This is a genomic window from Achromobacter sp. FW305-C-30-7 (assembly GCF_058783105.1).
Map to the genome: position 1 here is coordinate 286791 of NZ_JBYSYI010000004.1, position 22073 is coordinate 308863.

Here is a 22073-nt window from a genome sequence, read left to right on the forward strand (position 1 = left end):
GAGCAATCATGCGTCGAATCGCAATCGTGGGTGGCGGACAGGCGGGCTTGCCCCTGGCGCTGGGGCTGCTGGACAAAGGCTATGAGGTGACCGTGGTCACCAACCGCGAGCCGGACCATATCCGCCAGGGCAAAGTGATGTCCAGCCAGTGCATGTTCGATGCCTCGCTGCAAGTCGAGCGCGACCTGGGCCTGAACCAGTGGGAAGCCGAATGCCCTACGGTGGACGGCATCGGCCTGGCGCTACCGCATCCGGAACGGCCCGGCCACAAGCTGATCGATTGGGTCGCGCGCCTGGACCGGCCGGCGCAGGCGGTGGACCAGCGCATCAAGATGCCGGCCTGGATGGAACTGTTCGCCGCGCGCGGCGGCAGGCTGCTGATCCAGGACGGCGGCGTGGCCGAGCTGGAACTGCTGGCGGCCTCGCATGACCTGGTGCTGCTGGCCGCGGGCAAGGGCGAAGTGGTCAAGCTGTTCGAGCGCGACGCGCTGCGCTCGCGCTTCGACCGGCCGCAGCGCGCGCTGGCGCTGACCTACGTGCACGGCATGCGCCCGGCGCCGGATCATTCGCGGGTCGCCTTCAACCTGATTCCGGGCGTGGGCGAGTACTTCGTGTTCCCGGCGCTGACCACCAGCGGCCCGTGCGAGATCATGGTGTTCGAAGGCGTGCCCGGCGGTCCGATGGATTGCTGGCGCGACATCAAATCGCCGCAAGAGCACCTGGCGCAAAGCCTGCATATCCTGCACACCTACCTGCCCTGGGAGGCCGATCGTTGCGGCTCGGTGGAACTGACCGACGCCAACGGCATCCTGGCCGGCAGTTTCGCGCCCACGGTGCGCAAGCCGGTGCTGACCCTGCCGTCGGGCCGGCTGGTGTTCGGCCTGGGCGACGCGGTGGTGACCAACGACCCGATCACGGGGCAGGGCTCGAACAACGCCACCAAGGCCTGCGCCGTCTACCTGGACGCGATCCTGGCGCATGGCGACGCGACCTTTACCGCCGAATGGATGCAGCGCACCTTCGAGCGCTTCTGGGACTATGGCGGCGCGGTGGTGGAATGGACCAACTCCATGCTGCTGCCGCCGGCGCCGCATCTGCTCAAGCTGTTGCAGGCCGCGGACCACACGCCTGCGATCGCCAGCGCCATCGCCAACGGCTTCAACCATCCGCCGTCGCTGTATCCCTGGTGGGGCGACGCCACGGCCTGCGAAGCCTTCATTGCGGCGCAACCGGCGCGGGCGGCGGCATGACGACAGGCTGCGCAGCGGGCCTGCCCCTGGACTGGGGCTGCACCGATCTGCATCCCAAGGTCCTGCGCGGCGTGCTGGGCAGCTATCCGACCGGCGTGGCCATCGTCGCCACACGCTGTCCGGACGGCCGCCAGGTGGGCCTCACCATCAATTCCTTTGCCTCGCTGTCGCTGGATCCGCCGTTGGTGCTGTGGAGCCTGGTGAACCATTCGCCCAACCTGGCGGCGTTCCGCGATTGCAGCCACTTCACCATCAGCGTGCTGGCCTGCGGCCAGGAAGAACTGGCCATGCGTTTCGCCAGCTCCTCGGTTCCGGACAAGTTCGCGGGCGCGCCGGTGCACGACGTGCCGGAAGGCGTGCCCGCCATCGCGGGGGCCGTCGCCACGCTGGTCTGCGCCAACGACCAGCAAAGCCCCGCGGGCGACCATCTGCTGCTGTTCGGCCGGGTGCTGCGGGTGGCCAGCGTGGCGGCCACGCCGCTGGTGTTCCATGCCGGGCGCTTCACCGCGCTGACCGCCGCGTAGCAGCCTACTACTCATCGGAGCGCATCATGTCCTTGGAGTCCGAGGCGCAGGTCATCATCGTCGGCAGCGGCATGAACTCGCTGGTCTGCGCGGCCTTGCTGGCGCAGCGCGGCAAGTCGGTGCTGGTGCTGGAACGCAACGACAGGCTGGGCGGCTGCATCCGCACCGAGGAACTGTTCCCCGGCTACCGCCACGACGTGCTGTCCTGCTGGTACCCACTGTTCATGGGCAGCCCCGCTTATGCGGCGCTCAAGCCGGCGTTGCGCGAGGCCGGACTGGAATTCATGCAGGGCGAGTACGCCACCGGGCTGGTGTTGCCGGACGGTTCGGGCCTGGCGCTCAAGCAGGACGTGGCGGACAGCGCGCGGCGGCTGGACGCCTGGGCGCCCGGCGACGGCGCGGCCTTCGCCGCCATGGCCCAGCGCCTGTTCGGCGCGGACGCCGCGCTGACCTTCGGCCTGCTGGGCCAGAACCCCTACGGCGCCGGCATGCTCAAGCTGCTGTTCGGCGAATGGCGCAAGCGCGGCATGGACGGTCTGGCCGCCTTCGCCGCCGATTCGATGGAGAGCTTTCGCCGCTGGTCCGAGCGCGCCTTGCAGTCGGACGCCGCGCGCGCCCTGATTGCGCCCTGGGTGCTGCACACCGGGCTGGGTCCGGACGATGCCTGTTCCGCGCTGATCGGCAAGCTGACCTTCGCCGCGGTCGTGGCCGGCGGCATGCCGGTGGTCAAGGGCGGCGGCAGCGGCGTGGTCGACGCGTTGGCCGCCGTCATCGAACGGCACGGCGGCCATTTGCAGACCGGCGCGCACGTCGAACGCATCGTCACGCGCGGCGAGGGCAGGCGCCGCCGGGCCGTGGGCGTAGTGGCGGCGGGACGCGAGCACCGCGCCACCGAGGCGGTGGTCTGCAACGTGGCGCCGGGTCAGCTGTACGGGCAGTTGCTGCCCGACGCGCCACCCGCCGTGCGCGAACGCGCCGCCAATTACCGCTACGGCCGCGGCGGCATGCAGATCCATTTCGCGCTGGACGCACCGCCGGACTGGCTCACGCCGGAGTTGCGCCATGTGCCGCTGGTGCACCTGACCGAGAGCATGGAGCAGGTCTGCGCCTCGGTCACCGAGGCGAACAATGGCTTGCTGCCGGCGCGTCCCACGCTGGCCATCGGCCAGCCCGTCGCGGTCGATGCCACGCGCGCGCCGCCAGGCGGCTGGATCCTGTGGGTGCAGATGCAGGAACTACCGGCGCGGATCAAGGGCGACGCCGCGGGCGAGATCGCGGCGCCGGCCGACGGCCGCTGGAACGAAGCCGTGCGCGAGGCGATGGCCGACCGAGTGCAGGCGCGCATGGAGCGCGTGATGCCGGGCCTGGCGCGACGCATCGTCGGCCGGCGCGCCTACTCGCCGGCGGACCTGGAAGGCCTGAATTGCAACCTGGTCGGGGGCGATCCCTATTCGGGGGTGTGTTCGCCTGACCAGTTCTTCTGGCTGCGGCCCTTTGCTGGCGGCCATGGCGCGCGCGGCCACCGCACGCCGCTGCGCAATCTCTTTCATATCGGCGCCGCCACTCACCCGGGTCCCGGGCTGGGCGGCGGCTCCGGCTATCTCGTCGCACAACAAATAGGCAGGAGGGGAACATGAGCGGACACCTGAAACTCCGGCGGCTGGCCAGCGCCACGGCATTGGCGCTGGCCAGCGCGGGGGCCCAGGCCACCGAGGGCGGCGGCCTGGGCATCTACCCGGACGGCCTGGAGAACTTCATGTCGGGCGCGCTGCCGCCACCCGGCGTGCACATGCTGGTCTATGCCGGCGGGGCGCGCTACGACACGCTGCGCGGCAACGACGGCGAGCGCGTGCCGGTGCCTGGCTTCAAGGTCGACGTCAACGTGCTGGCGCCGCGCCTGATCTGGGTCACGCAGCAGCAGGTCATGGGCGGACAGCTGGCCTTCCACGCCATTGCGCCGCTGCTGGACGTGACCGCCAAGGCTGCCGGCCAGCGCAACCGCAGCACCGGGCTGGGCGACATGACGCTGGGCGTGGCGCTGGGCTATCACCCGTCCGAAAGCCTGCACTACGTGGTCGGGCTGGACATGTACGCGCCGACCGGCGAGTACGACCGCAAGGACCCGTCCAGCCTGGGCAAGAACTACTGGACCGCGCAGCCGGTGTTCGCGCTGAGCCGCATCAGTCCGGACGGCTTCAACGCCGACCTGAAAGTCATGTACGACTTCAACTTCACCAACTCCGCCACCGATACGCGTTCGGGCCAGGCGCTGCACGCCGACTACGCGCTGGGCTGGGGCGTGGGCAAGGGCTGGGTGCTGGGGGTGGGCGGCTACGCCTTCCAGCAGGTCACCGACGACAGCGGTCCCAACAGCGCCGCGGGCCGCGCCCGGGCTTTCGGCTTCGGCCCTTCGGTACGCTACATGAATGAAAAAGGCTGGCTGTTCACGGCGAAGTGGCAGCAGGACTTCAAGGTCAAGAACCGGCCCGAAGGCGCGCAGCTGTATGTGAAGCTGGGGATTCCGTTCTAGGTCGGGCGTTCCTTCGGGCAGGCCCTGTCCGCCGCCAGTTTCCGGGGCGTGTCTGCTGGTATCGTTCCGCTGTCGATTGGACGGGGCAGGGGCATGAATCTGTACGAAGCGATACGCTGGGGCAACGAATCCGAGGACCCGTACACCGGCGGTCCGGATGGCGCGGATACCTGCTTCCTGGTGCGCGCCGCATCGGTCGAAGAGGCCGGACAGCTCGCGGATGCCGCATTGCGCGGCGCCCGGGGCGGGCTGGCGGACTGGGCCCAGGTTCTGCACTTGCTCGGCACGGAACAGGCCACCGACAGCGAGCCTCGGATCCTGCGCGGGCCCTATTTGCAGCACGCCTACCGGTACGGCTGGCGGCACTGGAGCCGGGACGAGGCGGCGGCGCCTTGGATCGAGCAGCCTTAGGCGAGGGGCGCCTCAGCGGGCGGACTGCTTGCGTTGCCCTTGAAGTTCCTGGACGGCAAACAGAACCAGCTCGGCCTTGTTGAGGGAGTTGTCGCGGTCCGCATTGTCCAGCAGATCGTCGATCTGTCCACGCAGATGCCGGCAGTCGCTGGGTTCGCCTTTGGGATTGATCTTTTTTACCGCGACCCGTACTTGGGAAACCCAGTCGCGCTCGGCCTGAGCCAATTTTTGCAGTCGCTGCTGGCGCTTGGTTGCCGCTGCGACCGCTTCCGGCGTTCGGATTGCGTCTGTGGTCGCTTTCAAAATTGCTTTGGACTCATAGGGGACTTGGGCAAGAGGCTTGCCAAGGACCGCTTCCGCCACGGCCAGCGATGACAGTTTATTGATGTCGTCGATGGGAACGTCGATGGCGCAAGCGCCGGCGGCGGCGATGTGCGCGCCGGCCCGCTCGCCGAGCGGGATTTTCTGCAGACGCGGTGAAAGCGCGGCGACGGCTGCGCGCCTGGCTTCGGCCTTCGCATCGGCCGAGCGCAAGGCCTGGCTCGAAGCCTCGAACGCCTGCATGTCGATATCGTCCGAAGCGCCTGCCGTCCCGATGGACAACGACGCGCAAAGAAGAAGGCTGCTTTGTAGTGTTTTCATCGAGTGTCCTTCCCTGGGCTGCGCCAGACCTGCGGCCCCCTGTTGCGCGAGTTTCGTGGAAATCCACCTTCCATGCCATAGCGGCCAACGGATGAGGAAAGCAGGCGTTGTTCGGATGCAACTGTAGGCCTGCTCTCGCGGGCGTTTTGGGACCTCGCTCACCATTCTGGCTGATGCTGGAATAGCATCCGGCGTGGAGATATCCGCGCCGGCGAGCGCTCACGGGGAACATGATGAAAAGAACAATTTCGGCGCTGGCGCTTTTCTTGTGCAGCGGACTCGCCGCGGCGCAGAACACGAGCAGCAGCTTTGAAGTGCAGGAACCGATGCGCAATTCGTTGGGTTTTGCGATGGGTAGCGACAGCGACCAGGAGTGGCTGGGTGACAGGGCCGTCGCCCACATGGGTTTCATCGCCGCCTGCAAGCTGTACCCGGCAGACGGGCCGGAGGTGCAAGGGCTGGTGGCCATGGCCCTGGCGCAAGCGAGCCTGGGCATGGACCTGGCCCGCGCGCCGACAGACCCGGCTGCGCTGCGCGCCAAGCTCGCCCAGCGCCTGAACTCCCAGGAAGGGCGCAAGGACGCGGCGGAGAAAATCCAGGCGATGCGCAAGCGCGTTCTTGCCGAGCAGGCGCATGCCGGCAAGTTGATAGACGCTTCCGTGGGCTTTACGGGCAAGAATCCGAATCCCTGCGAACTCGAGCGGTACTACGCGCGTCAGTTCCTGACGCAGCACAAGGACGGCGCCATGAAAGCGGCTCCCAAGATCAATCAGCTTGCGCGTGGGGTGATGGCGCAGGATTCCTCTGCCAAGGCAAAGCCGGCTGCGCCAGCCAGGCCCTGAAGCGGTGCCGCCTCAGCCGCGCCGCCGCAGGCTCTGGCTGGGGCTTACGCCGTAGCGTTCCTTGTAGCCGGCGCTGAAGCGTCCCATGTGCGCGAAGCCCCAGCGCAGCGCCACGCCGGCAATGTTGCGGCTTTCACCCGAGACCAGCTCGGCGTGCGCGCGTTCCATGCGCAGGTCGCGCAGGTAGTGCATGGGACTCACGCCCAGGAATTCCTTGAATCCCGCGTACAGGCTGCGCACGCTGACACCGGCGATGCGCGCCAGCTGTTCGGCGCTGACGGATTCGTGCGCGTGCGCCTGCAGATAGTCCTGGACGCTGCGCACGTGGCGCGGCAGCACCGCGCCGCGGCGGCCCGGCAGCGCGCCGGTGTAGTTGTGAGGCTGGGCAGATAGCAGGGTGGCGGCGACCAGCTGTTCCATCTGATGCACGATGAGTTTGTGCTGGGCCAGGTTCGCGTGCTGCGTGGAGCAGTCCAGCAGATAGCTCATCAGGCAGCGCCAGGCGGGGCATTCGCGCCAGCGGAATCCCAACTGGAAGCGCAGCGGCCGGTCCAGCGCACAGCCCAGATGTCCCACCAGGGTGCGTTCCAGCAGCGAGCGGCCCACGCGCAGCATGAACTGGTCGTTGTCCTCGGCCCAGCGCATGGCCAGGTCGTCGTCCGGGCTGACGACCGAGGCGACATCGGGCGTCGAATCCACTTGTTGCGGGCCGCTGCTGATGCGGGCACAGCCCGATAGCGGCATTTGCACCAGGAAAAAGTCTTCCAGCGGCCCGGGCCGGATCTCGACGTTGGCGCCGTAGCGCAGGCGGTTCAGCGAGACTTCGCCCAGCGGCTGGTGGTGCATGCGCGCGTCCAGGCGTTGCAGCGCGCCGACCACGCCCAGGTGGTGCGGACGCATCACGCGGCCGACCATGGAGCGGGCCTCGTCCAGATCGCCGGAGGCGAACAGCTGCTGCGCTGGCAGGCCCAGGACCGACTCGATCCGCGGCCCGGCCGGCGGCCAAGATGTGCTGGTGGCGGACTGCGTCGTGTCGAGCATGGCGGGGGACTCCACTGCCGGGGTCTTGAAGGCTTTGATAGTAAAGCTGCGCCGGACCGGGCGGACTGGTGGAAAACCCGTCCAGGGACGGGGAGTTCTATCCGCTTTTTGCGGCGGGTGTCCACGGAGCGCAGAAAACCCAGGCAAATTCATGTTGACAACCGGTTTTCATTAATGGAAACTGGTTGTCAATATAACGGACCGCCAAGGAGACCACGCATGAATCCGACCAAGGAAGAACGGCTCACCGGGGTGATCCTGACCTTGTTCCAGTTGAACGGCGCGCTGCTCGACTGGGGCGATGCCTTCGTCGCGCCCGAGGCGCTGACCAGCGCGCGCTGGCAGATGCTGGGCGCCCTGGCGCTGGCGGGCCAGCCCCTGAGCGCGCCGCAGCTTGCGGCCGCCATGGGCGTGACCCGCCAGGGCGCGCAGAAGCAGCTCAATCTGCTGTCCGAAGCGCGCTTGGTGGAGGTCCGCGCCAATCCGCAGCACAAGCGTTCGCCCTTGTACCGGCTGACCGATGAGGGCCGGCGCGTGTATGGCGCCATCGACGCGCGCTGGAAGGAGCGCGCGCGGCAACTGGCCGGCGGCTTCAGCGCGGCCGAACTGGAAACGGCGGGGAGGGTGCTGACCGGCTTGCTGGCCGCGCACGTTCCCGCGCCATCGGAGCAAGATCATGAAACATAGAATCCACGCGACGGCAGCCGTGCTGACGCTGCTGTTTCTGGCCGCATTCTGGATATCGACGGCGGTGTCCGAACTGTTCCTGGCGACCTCCGCGGTGGCGCAGGTCAAGCTGGCCATTGCCTATGCCTTGCTGGGCTTCGTGCCGGTCATGATGCTTACCGCCGCCAGCGGCTTCATGATGGGCGGCAAGGGCAGGCATCCGTTGCTGCTGGCCAAGCGCAGGCGCATGCCCTTTATCGCGGCCAATGGATTGTTGATTCTGGTGCCCGCGGCGCTGTTCCTGGCGCTGCGGGCGCAGGCAGGGCTGTTCGACGGGGTGTTTTACGGTGTGCAGGCGCTGGAGTTGGCGGCGGGCGCCGCCAACCTGGCGCTGATCGGTTTGAACATCCGCGACGGCATCAGGCTTGGGCGCTTGCGGCGGCGCCCGCAGGGGCAGGTCCTGGCTTAGTATCCCGCCTCGCGGTGCGAGGCGGGATACCCGCCGGCCCTTTGGCCTCAGTGCATCTTGCCGTAGCGTCCGGCGTTGAAGTCCTGGATGGCCTCGACGATTTCCGCCTGCGTGTTCATCACGAAGGGGCCGTAGCCGACCACCGGCTCGTCGATGGGCTCGCCGCTCAACACCAGGAACATCGCGTCGTTGTTGGCTTCGACGGTGATGTCCTCGCCTTCCAGCGAGAACAGCGCCAGCTGCGCGTCGCGCGCCACGGTTTCGCCGTTGACCAGCACCGTGCCGCGCAGCACCACCAGCATGCTGTTGCGGCCCGCGGCGACGGGGAAGGTCGCCGACTTGCCGGCGGCCAGCTTCACGTCCCACACGTCCATCGGCGTGAAGGTGCGCGCCGGCCCCGCGTGGCCCGCGTAGTTGCCTGCGATCACGCGCAGCGTGCCCGCGCCGTCCGGCAATTCCACCGTCGGGATGTCCGCGTTGAGGATGCCCTGGTAGCCGGCCGGCGCCATCTTGTCCTTGGCGGGCAGGTTGACCCAAAGCTGCACCATTTCCAGTTCTCCGCCATTGCGGGTGAAGTCGTGGGAATGGAATTCCTCGTGCAGGATGCCCGAGGCCGCCGTCATCCATTGCACGTCGCCGGGACCGATGACGCCGCCGTTGCCGGTGGAATCGCGGTGCTCGACTTCGCCGCTGTAGACGATGGTCACGGTTTCAAAGCCGCGGTGCGGATGCTGCCCGACGCCGCGCGGATGCTCGGCCGGTTCGAACTGCGCCGGGCCGGCATAATCCAGCAGCAGGAACGGGCTGGTGTTCTTGCCTTTGTCGTTGTAGGAGAACATGGAGCGCACCGGGAAGCCGTCGCCCACCCAGTGGGGACGGGGGCTGGCATGCAATCCGAGAATCTTCTTCATGGTCGTATTTCCTGTTGCGCGGCCCCAGCGGGGCCGTTCGTCATAGTTAAGAAGATAAGGGCGCAAGCCCACGCGCGGTAGTCCCCCGCGCTGATAAGCACTGTTCCATGCATCGGACACTGGGGCGGGAACCGAGGGCTCGCGTATCCTTCGGGAATGGTGGATACAGAGAGCGCAGCCCTGACGGGCCAAGAGAATCAGGTCCAGGGCTTTGCCCCGGTGGCGCAGGCCGGCGCGCGCGTGCTGGTGCTGGGTTCCATGCCGGGCGTGGCGTCGCTCAGGCAGGGCCGCTATTACGCCCACCCGCGCAACGCCTTCTGGCCCATCGCGGCCGGCGTCTTCGGCTTCGATCCCGGCCTGGATTACGCGCAGCGCCTGCATGCCCTGCAAGCCGCAGGCGTCGCCCTGTGGGACGTGCTGCAAGCCTGCGAACGACCCGGCAGCCTGGACGCCGACATCCGCGGCGACACTCTGGTCGCCAACGATTTCGCCGCATTCCTGGAACGGCACCCGGCCATCGTCCGGGTCTGTTTCAATGGCGCCAAGGCCGCGGCGCTGTACCGTCGCCACGTGCTGCCCGGGCTGGCCGTCCCGCTGGAGTACATGGACCTGCCGTCGACCAGCCCGGCGCACGCGGCGGCTTCGTTCGAGCACAAGCTGGCCGCTTGGCGCCGGGCGCTCAAGATCGAGGATTGACGGACTGGGCCGTAGACCGGCCCGGTTTCGTACTTATCCGTCCCCAGTTTGATACTTATCAAGCCTCTATATAACTCCAGGTGATAAGTTAATTCCTGTAACGGAATTAACGCTTGGAGAAGCACCATGAGTACCCCCGCCAGCCCCCCGGAACCGCCACTCCCGGGTAAACGAGGCTTTCTAAAGGGCTTACTGGGGTTGGGGGCCGCGGCCACCGTCATTCCCATCCGCGCCGAGGCCGCCGCCATCAACGGCCAGCCGCCGCGCCGCCCTGGCATCGCCGGCAAGCGCTACGGCATGGTCGTGGACATGCGCAAGTGCATCGGCTGCCAGTCCTGTACGGTCAGCTGTTCGATGGAGAACCTGCCGCCGATAGGGCAGTTCCGCACCACCGTCCTGCAATACGAAGTCCTGCCCGACTCTGGCGGCCCGGCCTCCATGGTGATGCTGCCGCGCCTGTGCAACCACTGCGACAACCCGCCTTGCGTGCCGGTCTGTCCGGTGCAGGCCACCTTCCAGCGCGAAGACGGCATCGTGCTGGTCGACAACGAACGCTGCGTGGGCTGCGCCTATTGCGTGCAGGCCTGTCCCTACGACGCCCGCTTCATCAACCATGAAACGCAGACCGCCGACAAATGCACCTTCTGCGAGCACCGCCTGGAAGCGGGGCTGCTGCCGGCCTGCGTGGAAAGCTGTGTGGGCGGCGCGCGCGTCATCGGCGACCTGAACGATCCCGACAGCGCCATTTCCCAGCTGCTGGTCGAGCACAAGGCCGACATCAAGGTGCTCAAGCCCGAGATGAAGACCGATCCCCACGTCTATTACATCGGCCTGCCCGATGCGTTCGTCCATCAGGTCGACGGCCAGGCCGGCGTGCGGCTGGCTGGCGGCCATTGAGCCATCGAAGGGGATGAGCATGCAGATCTCTGAATTGTTGACGCCGGTCTACGACGCCGCCTGGCTGCCGTGGGCCGTGCAGTACTTTTTCCTCATCGGCATCAGCGCCACCACCGCGCTGACCGCCGCCTTTGCGGCCTTCGGCAGCGCTGGCTCGCCGGCGCGGCGGTTGCTGCCCGCGGCGGTGACGGTGCTGCTGGTCAGCGCCATCGCCGCGCCCGTGTCCTTGCTGGCGGACCTGCACCAGCCGGGCCGCTTCTGGCATTTCTACGCGCATGTTACGCCTTGGTCGTGGATGTGGCTGGGCGCCTTGCTGCTGCCGGTGTTCGTGACGCTGGCGCTGCTGTTCTGCGCTGCCTGGTGGTGGGGCCGCATCGGCTGGGTGCGCGCGCTGGGCATGGCGCTGGCGGTGTCGGCGCTGTCCATCCTGGTCTACACCGGCGCCGAGGTCATGGTGCTGCGTTCGCGGCCCTTGTGGCACACGGTGTTCCTGCCGGTGAACTTCGCGCTGACCGCCTGGCTGGGCGCGCTCGGGGCCATGTTCCTGGTGGGCCGCTGGCTGCGCGGCGGCACGCAGGCCATGCCGGTGGAACTGTTGCGCAGCCTGAGCGTGACGGCGGTGGTGATGATGGCGCTGGGTGCCGGCGCCTGGGCGCTGCTGGGCCTCTTGGGCATGGACCCTTCGTTCGACGTCGCGCTGCGCCTGTTCGCGGAGTTCCCGATCTGGCGCGTCAGCCTGGCAGGCGCGGTGGCGACCGGCTTCTGCATGATTGCGCTGTTGCAGCGCCCGGCGCGCACGCTGGCCGCGCCGCTGCCTTCAGCGGCGCTGGCACTGACGATGCTGGCCGCGGCGTGGATCTTCCGCTGGGTGGTCTTCATGAGCGTGCAGGGCGTGCCGAAGTACGGCGCCGGTCTCTATCTGTACGACATGCCCTGGGGCAGCGATGGGCTGCTGGGCATGGTGGGCGTGCTGGGCCTGTGCGTGGCGCTGATCGCCGCCGTGACCTATGCCCTGGAACTGTTTCCGGCGCGCACGCGGGGCCTGGCGGCCTGAGCGCCGCCGCCTGGGCCTGTGTGTGCGCAGGCCCTAGACGAAAGAACATGGAATGAAAGCAATGGACAAGCAATACGAAGACGACAAGCGCGGCGCCCCGCCGGACGAGGCCGCCGATCAACCGCGCGACGAGGCGCGGCGCAAGCTGATGGTGCGCGGCGGCGTGGTCGCCGGCGGCATGGCGGCTTTTGCGGCGGGCTATGGCGAAACCGTGGTCCGCGCCGTGAAGGGCCTGGCGCAAGGCACGGCCGGCGTGCCCACGGCGCATGCCGTGCGCGGCAATTCGCTGACGCCGGAATTCCGCATCGATCCCTTGACCGGCGTGCTCAGCGCCCAGCCGGGCCAGACGGTCAGCCCCTCCAGCTGCCTGGGCTGCTGGACCCAGTGCGGCGTGCGCCTGCGCGTGGACACGAAGGAAAACCGCATCCTGCGCGTGGCCGGCAATCCCTACCATCCGCTGGCCACGACCCGGCCGGCCGCCATGGAAGCGCCGGTGCGCGAGGTCTATGCGCAATTGGGCGGCGACAACGGCCTGGAAGGGCGCGCCACCTCCTGCGCCCGCGGCTCGGCCATGCTGGAACAGATGAACAGCCCCTTCCGCGTGCTGCAGCCGCTCAAGCGCGTGGGCAAGCGCGGCGAGGGCAAGTGGCAGACCATCTCGTTCGAACAGCTGGTGCAGGAAGTCTGCGAAGGCGGCGACCTGTTCGGCGAAGGCCAGGTGGACGGCCTGCGCGCCATCTTCGACCGCGAGACGCCGCTGGACCCGCAGAACCCCGAGTACGGCGCCAAGGTCAACCAGTTCCTCTTTACCGACGCGTCCAATGAAGGCCGCACCCCGCTGATCCAGCGCTTTGCCGGGCAATCCTTCGGCACGGTCAACTTCAGCAACCATGGTTCCTATTGCGGCCAGAGTTTCCGCGTGGGCGCGGGCGCCGCGCTGGGCGACTTGAAGGGCATGCCGCACGGCAAGCCGGATTGGGACAATGCCCGCTTCGGCCTGTTCATCGGCGCGGCCCCGGCGCAGGCCGGCAACCCGTTCCAGCGCCAGGCCCGCCAATTGGCCGAGGCCCGCGTGCGGCCGGAAGAAGCCAGTTTCACTTATGTGGTCGTGTCGCCCATGCTGCCGGCTTCGTCCAGCCTCTCGGCCGGATCGGGCAATGAGTGGGTCGCCGTCAATCCGGCCGGCGACCTGGGCCTGGCCATGGGCCTGATCCGTTGGATCCTGGATAAGGAACGCTACGACGCCCGCGCGCTGGCCCAACCCGGTCCCGAGGCCATGAAGGCCGCGGGCGAGGCGGCCTGGACCAACGCCACCCATCTGGTGGTGGCCGAGCCCGGCCATCCGCGCCTGGGTAGCTTCCTGCGCGGCGCCGATCTGGGTTGGCCGCGTCCGGCCGATGCCGGCGAGAAGTGGGAAGACGTGTATGTGGTGCGCCTGGAAGACGGCACGCTGGCGCCGCACACCACGGCCGCGCCGGCCACGCTGTTCGTGGAGGACACGGTGGCCGCGCCCGGCATGGACGGGGCGCCCGAAGCCCTGCGCGTGCGCAGTTCGCTGTCGCTGCTGCGCGAGGAAGCGCGCCGCAAGACGCTGGACGAATACGCGGCGCTGAGCGGCGTGCCCGCCGCCAAGATCGCAGAGTTGGCCGAACGCTTCACCAGCTATGGCAAGCGGGCCGTGGCCGATGCACACGGTGGCACGATGAGCGGCTCGGGCTTCTATACCGCCTATGCCATTGCCATGCTGAACACGCTGGTGGGCAACCTCAACGTCGAAGGCGGCCTGGTGCTGGACGCCGGCCCGTTCCCGCCCTATGGGCAGGGACCGCGCTACAACATCGCCGGCTTCGCCAACCGCGCCACGCCCAAGGGTGTGGGCCTGTCGCGCAACCGCTTTCCGTACGAGAAGTCCAGCGAGTTCAAGCGCAAGAAGGCGGCGGGCCAGCCGGCCTATCCGGCCGCGGCGCCCTGGTATCCGGCCACGGGTGGCCTCAGCTCGGAGATGCTGGCGTCGGCGCTGGCGGGCTATCCGTACCGCGCCAAGGTCTGGTTCAACCACATGAGCAACCCGATCTACGGCATTGCCGGCTTGAAGAGCGTCATCATCGACAAGATGAAGGATCCGGGCCTGCTACCGCTGTCGGTGTCGATCAACCCCTTCATCAACGAGACCAACGCGCTGGCCGACTACATCGTGCCGGACACGGTCACGTACGAAAGCTGGGGCGTCTCGGCGCCCTGGGCCGACGTGGTCGCCAAGGCTTCCACCGTGCGCTGGCCCGCCGTGCAGCCGCGGGTGGCGCGCACGGCCACGGACGAGCCGGTCTGCCTGGAAACCTTCCTGATCGCCTGCGCCAAGCGGCTGGACATGCCGGGCTTCGGCGCCGGCGCCATCTCGGACAAGGACGGCGCCAAGTACGCGCTGGACACGCCCGAGGACTTCTTCCTGCGCGGCATGGCCAACATCGCTTTCGCGGCCGGCAAGCCCGTGTCCGAGGCCAGCGACGACGACATGGCGCTCACCGGAGTGGACCGCTATGGCGCGTTGCTGCAGCAGAAGCTCAAGCCGGGCGAATGGCGCCAGGTCGCCATGCTGATGAGCCGCGGCGGGCGTTTCGACAAGATGCAGGACGCCTGGGTGGAAGCAGGCGGAGCGCGGCAGACGCGCGCCGCCTACGCCAAGCCCTTGCAGGTCTGGAGCGAGGAACTGGCGGGCTTTCGCCATTCCATGACGGGCGAGCGCTATAGCGGCTGTCCCACCTGGTATCCGACGCGCCTGGCGGACGGCCGCGACATGCGGGCGCAATACGCGCAGCAGGACTGGCCCTTCCTGCTCAGCTCCTTCAAGTCCAACCTGATGAGCTCCATGTCCATCGGCGTGAATCGTTTGCGCCAGGTGCATCCGCACAACCCGGTGTCGATCAACCGGCAGGACGGCGAACGGCTCGGCATCCGCAACGGCGACGCGGTGCGCATCGTGACGCCGGGCGGCGCGGTGACCGGACTGGCGCTGCTGCGCGACGGCATCCAGCCGGGCGCGGTGGGCATCGAGCACGGCTACGGCCATACCGAGTTGGGCGCACGCGCTCACGTCATCGACGGCAAGTCCATGCCGCACGATCCGGCGCTGGCGGCGGGCGTGAACTTGAACGACCTGGGGTTTGGCGACGCCACGCGGGGCGAGCATGCCAACGTCTGGATCGATTGGGTGTCGGGCGCGGCGGTACGCCAGGGTTTGCCGGCGCGGATCGAACGGGTCTGAGCCGAGGGGCGGGCTGGAGCGATCCAGCCTTGCCCTGTGTCTTCGGCACGCTCGGATGGCGCGCTCTCGCCACTGCTGCGGTGAAGCGCTAGGAGCTTTCCCCGAGTGTCCGAAATGCCTGACGCCGATCGGTCATTTCAAGGGAACCGCCAGTTCACTTGCCATGCGCTCAAGATTGACCGGACTGACATGGATCAGGCCATGGCCCGGGACATCGATGTCGTTGATCAGGGCAAGGGAAATGGCAATGACCAACGGGAACACGATCAGCAGCCCGCGATGCCCGCGCGCCCCGGCACTGTATCCGACCAGGACATTGCAAAACACTGCGAGTATGAAAATGAGCCCCCAGGCCGCGGACGGTATCTGCTTGCGCCAGGTGGAGCTTGTGGTTTCGTAGGACTTCTGCAGATCTCCAACCGTCGCCACCGCCAGGGCCGTCAGGGAGTTGGGCTGGGATAGCGAGCCTTGGACGGCAATTTGCCAGGCATCTCGCCGCAGCGTAGCCGCTTGGCGTTCTTCGGCCAGGCGTGCATCTTCCGATCTTGCCGTGTAGAACCGGATGCGTTGCGCAACGTACTCGGCAAGGACTTGCTTCATTTTTTCCGTGGTCTGCGCGGGTAGCAGGTCAGCCTTGGCGTAGGCCGAACCGATGGCCGCCGCCTCCGCCGATTCACTGGCTTGCCGGGCGTTGTATCCGCTGATCGCCATGGAAAATGAGAAGCCGACTGCAAGCCCCAGCAGGGTGAGGGTTGCGCCCAGCACCATGCGCACATCGTCGCTGGTTTGCGTTTCAGCGCGCCGTATCTGCTTGACCAGTTTGGCGCCGCATAGGCTTGCAAGCAGCAGGGCGGTCAACGTGCCAAATAGAACCTCCCAGGAATAGGGCACGAAGAAAAAAACTTCACTAAAGAGATTCATATTATCTAGGCTTGATCCCTGGCATTCTCATGCTTGTCGGCGTCGCTGAAGCGGCGCGAGTCTTATACCACGCGTCAGTTTGCATCGACATGCAAAATGGCGGCCAAGTCCGCCATTTCACCAGGCATGAAAATGCGCGGTTGGCCAGTCCCGAATGACGGCCCAGCCTAGGGCACGACGGCGTCGGCCACCAGTTCCAGCCCGCTGGCATGGACGCCGACGCCGGATAGCATGCCGCCCAGGTCGCCCGGCCGGGCTGCCGCCGTGCCGGACCGGCTGACCCGGATCTCCACCCGCACCTTGCCGGCTTGCGACAAGGTCGCGTCAGGCGACATGGCGCTGCTGTCGTCCAGCACGAAGTCCCGCGGCAGGTCGGACACCTGCATGCGCAGGATAGCCAGCGGCATGCGCGACCCTTGCTCGGGGCGCGCCAGGATGAACACGGTATCGGAGGGCTGGACCCGGCCGCGCAGCGCGTCGGCGATGCTCGCGCGTCCGCTGATGCGGGCGGTGGCCGCGGTGGCCGCAGGCGCGGGTGCCGAGCTGGCGGCGGGGGGAGTGGAGGCCGAAGGCGGCACCGAGGCTGCGGATGCCGCCGCGGACGTCCCGGAGGAAGCAATGACAGACTTCGCAGCGGATGTTCCCGCAGGCGCGGCCGCCATGGCGCGCGCCTGTGCGATGTTCGACTGGATCTGCCGCGCCGCTTCCGATTCCGGCGGCAGCTGAGCTTGCAGGCGTTCCCAGTGCGCCAGCGCTTCGGCCGCGTCGCCACGGCGCAGCGCCATCATGCCGGCCAAGGCCAGGGCCTTGGGCTGGTCCGGCTGCGCGGCCAGCGCTTGTGCTACCGCCGCGATGGAAGCTTCGTCGGGGTTGCCCTGGTTGGCGGAAAGCAGCGCGTCGGCCAGGTCGGCCAGGACTGCGGGCTGTCCCGGCACCAGGCGCAGCACTTGTTGATAGGCGGCCACCGCATCGGTATAGCGCCCCAGGGTTTCATACGAGCGCGCCAGCACGTACCAGCCGTCGGCGTCATCTGGCGCCGTCCGCAGCCGTAGGGCCAGCGCGTTGATGGCTTGTGTCATGTCATTGGCGGTTTCCGCGGCATGCGGTTCGGCCTGCTGGCCCACCCCGGCGCTGGCCGCCGCGCGCGGATTGCCCAGATGACCGTACAGCAGCACGGCGGCCACCGGAATCAACACGGTCAGCAGGCAGGCGGCCGCGACGCCTGCGCGTTGCCCGGCCCAGGGCGCGCTGCGGGTGCGCCGCAATTCCAGGTCCTGCAGCAGGTCGCGCTGCAGCTCTTCTTCCGCGCGCACGATGGCGGCGGCGCTAAGGCTGCCGTTGTTCAAGTCGCGCCGCAATTGCTCGCGCTGCGCCAGATAGAAATCGCGCACGTTGGCTTCGGATGCGGGTTCCGCGGCTGGCGCGCGGCGCAGCAGGGGCGGGATCAGGCAGAGCAGCGTCGCCAGCAGCAAGAGCAGCACGATGAGCCAGAGCGACGTCATGATCCGGTATCCAGGAAGCGGGCGGCGCGCTCGCGTTCGTCGGCGGTCAGCGGCGCGCGCGCGCCGGCGCGGCGCTTCAAGGTGCGCACCAGCACGAAGAAGCCCAGCGCCAGCAGCGCGAACGGCCCCAGCCACAGCAGCCAGGTGATGGGTTTGAAGGGCGGGTCATAGCGTACGAAGTCGCCATAGCGGTCTTCGAAGAAACGCATGATCTGCGCGTCGCTGCGGCCAGCGGCCAATTGGTCGCGGATCAGCTTGCGCATGTCCTGGGCCAATGGCGCGTTCGACTCGGCCAGGGTCTGGTTCTGGCATACCAGGCAGCGCAGCCCGTGGGCCAGCTTGTCGGCACGTTGTTCCAGGACAGGCGGCAAGGGCTGCGCGGCGGACGCGTGGACTTGGGCGCGCGCGGCGCCGGGCAGGGCCAGCAGAAGGGCGCAAAGCCCAGCGCGGATCAGGGTGTAGAGTCTGGCCCGGCACGGATTGTGCAACAGGCGGCACAGCTGGGCAGGCAGCCGGATCATCGCAGCGCCTCTATCGCGGGCTGGATCCGGTCGCGCCAGATCTCGGGCGTGATCAGGCCCAGCTGCTTGTAGCGGATGCGGCCGTCGCGGTCGATCACGAAGGTCTCGGGCACGCCGTAGACGCCATACTCGATGCCGACGCGGCCGTCGATGTCGCTGGCGGACGCGATGTAGGGATTGCCGTTGCGCGCCAGCCAGGCTTCGGCGTCTTCCGGCTTGTCCTTGTAGTTCAAGCCATACAGCGGAATGCCGTGGCGGCTGGCGGCCTCGCGCAGCACGGGCAGTTCGTCCTTGCACGGCCCGCACCAGGAGGCCCAAACATTCAGCAGCCAGACCTGGCCGCGCAGCGACTGCACCTCCAGCTTCTGGCCGGGCGTCAGCAATACGGGCAGGCCGATGGCGGGGGCGGGCTTGTCTATCATGGCCGAGGGTACGGCCCGCGGGTCGCGCGACAGGCCCATCGCCAGGAACACGGCCATCGCCAGGAAGGCCGCCAACGGCACCAGGTAGCGCAACATCAGGCGCCCTCCCGCGTGGGCCGCGCGGCGCCGGCCATGGCCGGCTGCGGCGCGCGGGCCTGTTCCTGCGCGCGGCGGTAGCGCTTGTCGCCGGCCGCCAGCAGGCCGCCCAGCGCCATCAGGATGCAGCCCGTCCAGATCCAGGTCATGAAGGGCTTGACCTGCAGGCGTACCGTCCAGGCCTTGTCGCCCACGGGGTCGCCCAGCGCCACGAACAGGTCGCGGGTAAAGCCGCTGTCGATGTCGGCCTGGCTCAAGGCCATGTCCTGTACCGTGTAGAGACGTTTTTCCGGGTAGAGGGTCAGCACCGGCTTGCCGTCACGGGTCACCGGGAACACGGCGCGCTGGGCGCTGTAGTTGGGTCCGGCGGCCGGGCCGATGCTGGCGAAGGTGAATGCATAGCCGCCGGCCTCCTGGGTGGAGCCTATCTCCATCCGCAGCTCCTGCTTGACCTCGTAGCCATTGGCCAGCGTGACCCCGGCGATGAAGATGCCGATGCCCGCATGCGCCAGCAGCATGCCGTACCAGGAGCGCGGCTGGCGGCCCAACCGGCGCAGCCAGTGGCCGTCGCCATCCGTCAGGCGCTGCCAGGCGTGCGTGGCGGCGCTGGCGACCGACCACGCCGCCAGCCACAGGCCCAGCATCACCATGGGCGAACCCAGGCGCGCCGGGCCCGGCATGGCCAGCGGCAGCAGCAGCGCGGTCGCCACGCTGACCGCGAAAGCGATGCGCAGGCGGCGGCCCAGGTCCGGCAGCTCCGCCTGCTTCCAGCGCGCTACCGGACCGACACCCATCAGGAAGATCGCGGGCGTCATCAGCGGCACGAACACCGCTTCAAAATAGGGCGGGCCGATGGAGATCTTGCCCCACTCCAGCACGTCCAGCACCACGGGGTAGAGCGTGCCCAGCAGCACCGAGCCGGCCGCCACCGTCAGCACCACATTGTTGGACAGCAGCAGGGACTCGCGCGACAGCAGCGAGAATCCGCCGCCCAGGCCCACCTTGGGCGCGCGCCAGGCATAGAGCGCCAGCGATCCGCCCACGATCACCAGCATGAATCCCAGGATGTACAGGCCGCGTCCCGGGTCCACCGCGAAGGCATGCACGGAAGTCAGCACGCCCGAGCGCACCAGGAAAGTCCCCAGGATGCTGAGCGAGAAGGTGCAGATCGCCAGCAGCACGGTCCAGCTGCGGAAGGCGCCGCGCCTCTCGGTCACGATCAGCGAGTGGATCAGCGCGGTCCCCGCCAGCCAGGGCATGAACGAGGCGTTCTCCACCGGATCCCAGAACCACCAGCCGCCCCAGCCCAGCACGTAATAGGCCCAGGCGCTGCCCAGCAGGATGCCTATGGTCAGGAAGGTCCAGGCGGCGAGCGTCCAGGGGCGTACCCAGCGCGCCCACATGGCATCCAGCTCGCCCGACAGCAGCGCAGCGATGGCGAAGGCGAAGGCCACGGAGAAACCCACGTAGCCCATGTACAGCATCGGTGGATGCACGATCATGCCCGGATCCTGCAGCAGCGGATTCAGGTCGCGGCCCGCCATGGCCGGCGGCATCAGGCGTTCGAAGGGATTGGACAGGAACAGCAGGAACAGCAGGAAGCCCACGCTGATCCAGCCCATCACCGCCAGCACGCGGCCGACGAAGGGCAGGGGCAGGCGGCGGCTGCACAGCGCCACGGCCAGGGTCCAGGCGGTCAGCAGGTACAGCCATAGCAGCAGCGAGCCTTCATGTCCGCCCCAGACTGCGGCGAAGCGGTAGGCGGCCGGCAGGTCCGCATGCGAATTGGCGGCCACGTACAGCACGGAAAAATCGTTGTCCACGAAGGCCCAGGCCAGGCAGCCGATGGCCACGGTGGTCAGGCCGAATTGGCCGACGGCGGCGGGCCGCGCCACCCGTAGCCCCGCCTGCCAGCCGGTGGCGGCGCCCACCAGCGGCAGCACGCCTTGCGCCAGCGCCACCAGCAGCGCCAGGATCAGGCTGAACAGTCCGATCTCGGGAATCATTGCGCCTCCGCCCGCATGGTGCCCGCTCCGGCGCCCGCGCGCTTGAGCGCGTCGGCGGCCTCGGGCGGCATGTAGTTCTCGTCGTGCTTGGCCAGTACCTCGGTGGCGCGGAACACGCCGTCCGGCCCCAGCTTGCCGGCCACTACCACACCCTTGCCTTCCCGGAACAGGTCAGGCAGCAGGCCCTGATACGTCACCGGCACGGTGTGCGCGGTGTCCGTCACCACGAAGCGCAGCGTCAGGCCGTCGGCCTCGCGGCGCAGCGAGCCTTGCTCCACCAGGCCGCCGACGCGGAAGCTGCCGCTGGCCGGCGCTTCCCTGGCCACCACTTGCGTGGGGCTGAAGAAAAACACCAGATTGGATTGCAGGGCATTGAGCACCAGCGCGGCGGCCGCGGCCAGCAGCCCCAGGCCGCCGACGATGGCCAGCGCGCGGCGCTTGCGCGGGCTCATGACGCAGCCCCGTCCGCGCGCCTGGCGGTTTGCTGCGCCGCGCGCCGGGCGCGGCTGCGGCTGCGGCGCCACAACAGCGCGGCTTCCAGTCCGATCAGGGCCAGCGTCACGCCATAGGCGCCCAGCAGGTAGGGGCTATGGCCCTGCAGCGAAAACAGCGCTTCCCAGCTCATGGCGCCTCCCGCCGCGCGCGGCCCGCGCGGACGGCGCCCGGCTCGCGCTCGGCGATGATGCCGCGCACGCGCGCCAGCGCCGCCGCCGCGCTGTAGAGCCAGAACGCCGCCACCATCAGCAGCATCGACGTCACCATGATGTGGGCCATGCTGGGCGCGGTGGTGAGATTGATCGACGCGCCCTGGTGCAGGGTGCTCCACCAGCGCACCGAGAAATAAATGATGGGCACGTTGATCACGCCGGCCAGCACTAGGATGGCGCCGCCGCGGTCGGCCCGTTGCGTGTCGTCGTCGGCGGCCGCCTGCAAGGCCATGAAGCCCAGGTACAGGAACAGCAGTATCAGTTCGGAGGTGAGCCGCGCGTCCCATACCCACCAGGCGCCCCAGGTGGGCTTGCCCCACAGCGCGCCGGTCCACAGGGTCAGAAAGGTGAACAGCGCGCCGGTGGGCGCGAGCGCCCGCATCATCATGAACGACAAGCGGGTATTGAAGATCAGCCCCAGCGCGGCGTACAGCGCCATGACCAGATACAGGAACATCGACATCCACGCCGCCCCGACGTGGATGAACAGAATGCGGTAGACCTCGCCCTGCTGGCTGTCGGTGGGCGCCACGGCCAGCCCCACGTACAGGCCCGCAGCCGCGAACAGCGCGGCGCCCAACGCCAGCCATGGAATCATCCGGCCTGCCAGCGGATAGAAGGCGGCGGGCGAGGCGTACCGCAGCCAGCCCGCGCCTGCTGCGGCGGCGGGCGGATACGCGTCCAGGGCAGGGTGCTTGTGCAT

23 protein-coding genes are annotated in these 22073 nt (G+C 68.2%); 12 read left to right on the forward strand and 11 right to left on the reverse strand.

Annotated elements, in window-relative coordinates; translation table 11 throughout:
* The first annotated feature begins 8 nt into the window (after positions 1 to 8).
* From AC3WOB_RS15190 to AC3WOB_RS15210, 5 genes are all read left to right on the forward strand, one after another.
* The gene (locus tag AC3WOB_RS15190; protein ID WP_492275473.1) at positions 9 to 1250 is read left to right on the forward strand and encodes a styrene monooxygenase/indole monooxygenase family protein; all 1242 of its coding nucleotides are present in this window, start codon (positions 9 to 11) and stop codon (positions 1248 to 1250) included.
* Positions 1247 to 1774: a flavin reductase family protein gene (locus AC3WOB_RS15195; protein ID WP_207466935.1), complete on the forward strand. Its 528-nt coding sequence runs from the start codon at positions 1247 to 1249 to the stop codon at positions 1772 to 1774. The genes AC3WOB_RS15190 and AC3WOB_RS15195 overlap by 4 nt, the downstream gene beginning before the upstream one ends.
* Positions 1775 to 1800: 26 nt before the next feature.
* A complete protein-coding gene (locus AC3WOB_RS15200) occupies positions 1801 to 3411 on the forward strand; it encodes a phytoene desaturase family protein (RefSeq protein WP_492275474.1) in 1611 nt (536 codons plus the stop codon).
* Positions 3408 to 4304 (forward strand): SphA family protein, encoded by an 897-nt coding sequence (locus AC3WOB_RS15205; RefSeq protein WP_207466932.1) that lies wholly within the window; start codon positions 3408 to 3410, stop codon positions 4302 to 4304. The genes AC3WOB_RS15200 and AC3WOB_RS15205 overlap by 4 nt, the downstream gene beginning before the upstream one ends.
* A 93-nt stretch (positions 4305 to 4397) precedes the next feature.
* Positions 4398 to 4715, forward strand: a complete 318-nt coding sequence (locus AC3WOB_RS15210) for a hypothetical protein (RefSeq protein WP_492275475.1) — start codon at positions 4398 to 4400, stop codon at positions 4713 to 4715.
* Between the two features lie 12 nt (positions 4716 to 4727).
* Here AC3WOB_RS15210 and AC3WOB_RS15215 read toward each other — a convergent pair whose 3' ends face one another.
* A complete protein-coding gene (locus AC3WOB_RS15215) occupies positions 4728 to 5357 on the reverse strand; it encodes a hypothetical protein (RefSeq protein ID WP_492275476.1) in 630 nt (209 codons plus the stop codon).
* 326 nt (positions 5358 to 5683) lie between these two features.
* On the opposite strand from AC3WOB_RS15215, the gene AC3WOB_RS15220 reads away from it, so the two are divergent.
* Positions 5684 to 6199 (forward strand): hypothetical protein, encoded by a 516-nt coding sequence (locus tag AC3WOB_RS15220; protein WP_492275477.1) that lies wholly within the window; start codon positions 5684 to 5686, stop codon positions 6197 to 6199.
* A gap of 12 nt (positions 6200 to 6211) precedes the next feature.
* Here the strand turns inward: AC3WOB_RS15220 and AC3WOB_RS15225 are convergent, their stop codons facing one another.
* Positions 6212 to 7240 carry an AraC family transcriptional regulator gene (locus AC3WOB_RS15225; RefSeq protein ID WP_492275478.1) on the reverse strand — a complete coding sequence of 343 codons (1029 nt, stop codon included), beginning with the start codon at positions 7238 to 7240 and terminating at the stop codon, positions 6212 to 6214.
* A 219-nt stretch (positions 7241 to 7459) separates the two neighbouring features.
* Between AC3WOB_RS15225 and AC3WOB_RS15230 the strand changes: the two genes are divergently transcribed.
* Positions 7460 to 7927, forward strand: coding sequence for a MarR family winged helix-turn-helix transcriptional regulator (locus tag AC3WOB_RS15230; RefSeq protein WP_013393075.1), 468 nt, complete (start codon positions 7460 to 7462; stop codon positions 7925 to 7927).
* Positions 7917 to 8375 (forward strand): hypothetical protein, encoded by a 459-nt coding sequence (locus tag AC3WOB_RS15235; RefSeq protein WP_492275479.1) that lies wholly within the window; start codon positions 7917 to 7919, stop codon positions 8373 to 8375. The genes AC3WOB_RS15230 and AC3WOB_RS15235 overlap by 11 nt, the downstream gene beginning before the upstream one ends.
* Before the next feature lie 47 nt (positions 8376 to 8422).
* On the opposite strand, the gene AC3WOB_RS15240 is transcribed toward AC3WOB_RS15235, so the two are convergent.
* On the reverse strand, positions 8423 to 9286 hold the full coding sequence (locus tag AC3WOB_RS15240) for a pirin family protein (protein WP_013393077.1): 864 nt from the start codon (positions 9284 to 9286) through the stop codon (positions 8423 to 8425).
* Positions 9287 to 9442: 156 nt separating this feature from the next.
* Between AC3WOB_RS15240 and AC3WOB_RS15245 the strand changes: the two genes are divergently transcribed.
* The 4 genes from AC3WOB_RS15245 (at position 9443) to AC3WOB_RS15260 (ending at position 15195) form a co-directional block, all read left to right on the forward strand.
* On the forward strand, positions 9443 to 9982 hold the full coding sequence (locus tag AC3WOB_RS15245; protein WP_492275480.1) for a DNA-deoxyinosine glycosylase: 540 nt from the start codon (positions 9443 to 9445) through the stop codon (positions 9980 to 9982).
* 126 nt (positions 9983 to 10108) lie between these two features.
* Complete coding sequence (dsrO, locus tag AC3WOB_RS15250) at positions 10109 to 10879, forward strand: sulfate reduction electron transfer complex DsrMKJOP subunit DsrO (RefSeq protein WP_492275481.1); 771 nt, start codon at positions 10109 to 10111, stop codon at positions 10877 to 10879.
* A gap of 19 nt (positions 10880 to 10898) precedes the next feature.
* The gene (gene nrfD / locus AC3WOB_RS15255) at positions 10899 to 11933 is read left to right on the forward strand and encodes an NrfD/PsrC family molybdoenzyme membrane anchor subunit (RefSeq protein WP_492275482.1); all 1035 of its coding nucleotides are present in this window, start codon (positions 10899 to 10901) and stop codon (positions 11931 to 11933) included.
* A 61-nt stretch (positions 11934 to 11994) separates the two neighbouring features.
* A complete protein-coding gene (locus AC3WOB_RS15260; protein WP_492275483.1) occupies positions 11995 to 15195 on the forward strand; it encodes a tetrathionate reductase subunit A in 3201 nt (1066 codons plus the stop codon).
* Between the two features lie 132 nt (positions 15196 to 15327).
* On the opposite strand, the gene AC3WOB_RS15265 is transcribed toward AC3WOB_RS15260, so the two are convergent.
* From AC3WOB_RS15265 to ccmC, 8 genes are all read right to left on the reverse strand, one after another.
* Entirely contained in the window at positions 15328 to 16116 is a 789-nt protein-coding gene (locus AC3WOB_RS15265; RefSeq protein ID WP_492275484.1) for a bestrophin-like domain, read from the reverse strand.
* 167 nt (positions 16117 to 16283) lie between these two features.
* Positions 16284 to 17618: a c-type cytochrome biogenesis protein CcmI gene (gene ccmI / locus AC3WOB_RS15270; RefSeq protein WP_492275485.1), complete on the reverse strand. Its 1335-nt coding sequence runs from the start codon at positions 17616 to 17618 to the stop codon at positions 16284 to 16286.
* Positions 17615 to 18139: a cytochrome c-type biogenesis protein gene (locus AC3WOB_RS15275; protein WP_492275486.1), complete on the reverse strand. Its 525-nt coding sequence runs from the start codon at positions 18137 to 18139 to the stop codon at positions 17615 to 17617. The genes ccmI and AC3WOB_RS15275 overlap by 4 nt, the downstream gene beginning before the upstream one ends.
* A complete protein-coding gene (locus tag AC3WOB_RS15280; protein ID WP_013393084.1) occupies positions 18136 to 18657 on the reverse strand; it encodes a DsbE family thiol:disulfide interchange protein in 522 nt (173 codons plus the stop codon). Before AC3WOB_RS15280 ends, AC3WOB_RS15275 begins: the two co-directional genes overlap by 4 nt.
* On the reverse strand, positions 18657 to 20663 hold the full coding sequence (locus AC3WOB_RS15285; protein WP_013393085.1) for a heme lyase CcmF/NrfE family subunit: 2007 nt from the start codon (positions 20661 to 20663) through the stop codon (positions 18657 to 18659). Before AC3WOB_RS15285 ends, AC3WOB_RS15280 begins: the two co-directional genes overlap by 1 nt.
* The gene (gene ccmE, locus AC3WOB_RS15290; RefSeq protein WP_013393086.1) at positions 20660 to 21115 is read right to left on the reverse strand and encodes a cytochrome c maturation protein CcmE; all 456 of its coding nucleotides are present in this window, start codon (positions 21113 to 21115) and stop codon (positions 20660 to 20662) included. Before ccmE ends, AC3WOB_RS15285 begins: the two co-directional genes overlap by 4 nt.
* A complete protein-coding gene (gene ccmD, locus AC3WOB_RS15295; protein WP_013393087.1) occupies positions 21112 to 21288 on the reverse strand; it encodes a heme exporter protein CcmD in 177 nt (58 codons plus the stop codon). The genes ccmE and ccmD overlap by 4 nt, the downstream gene beginning before the upstream one ends.
* Positions 21285 to 22073: a heme ABC transporter permease CcmC gene (ccmC, locus tag AC3WOB_RS15300; protein WP_013393088.1), complete on the reverse strand. Its 789-nt coding sequence runs from the start codon at positions 22071 to 22073 to the stop codon at positions 21285 to 21287. Before ccmC ends, ccmD begins: the two co-directional genes overlap by 4 nt.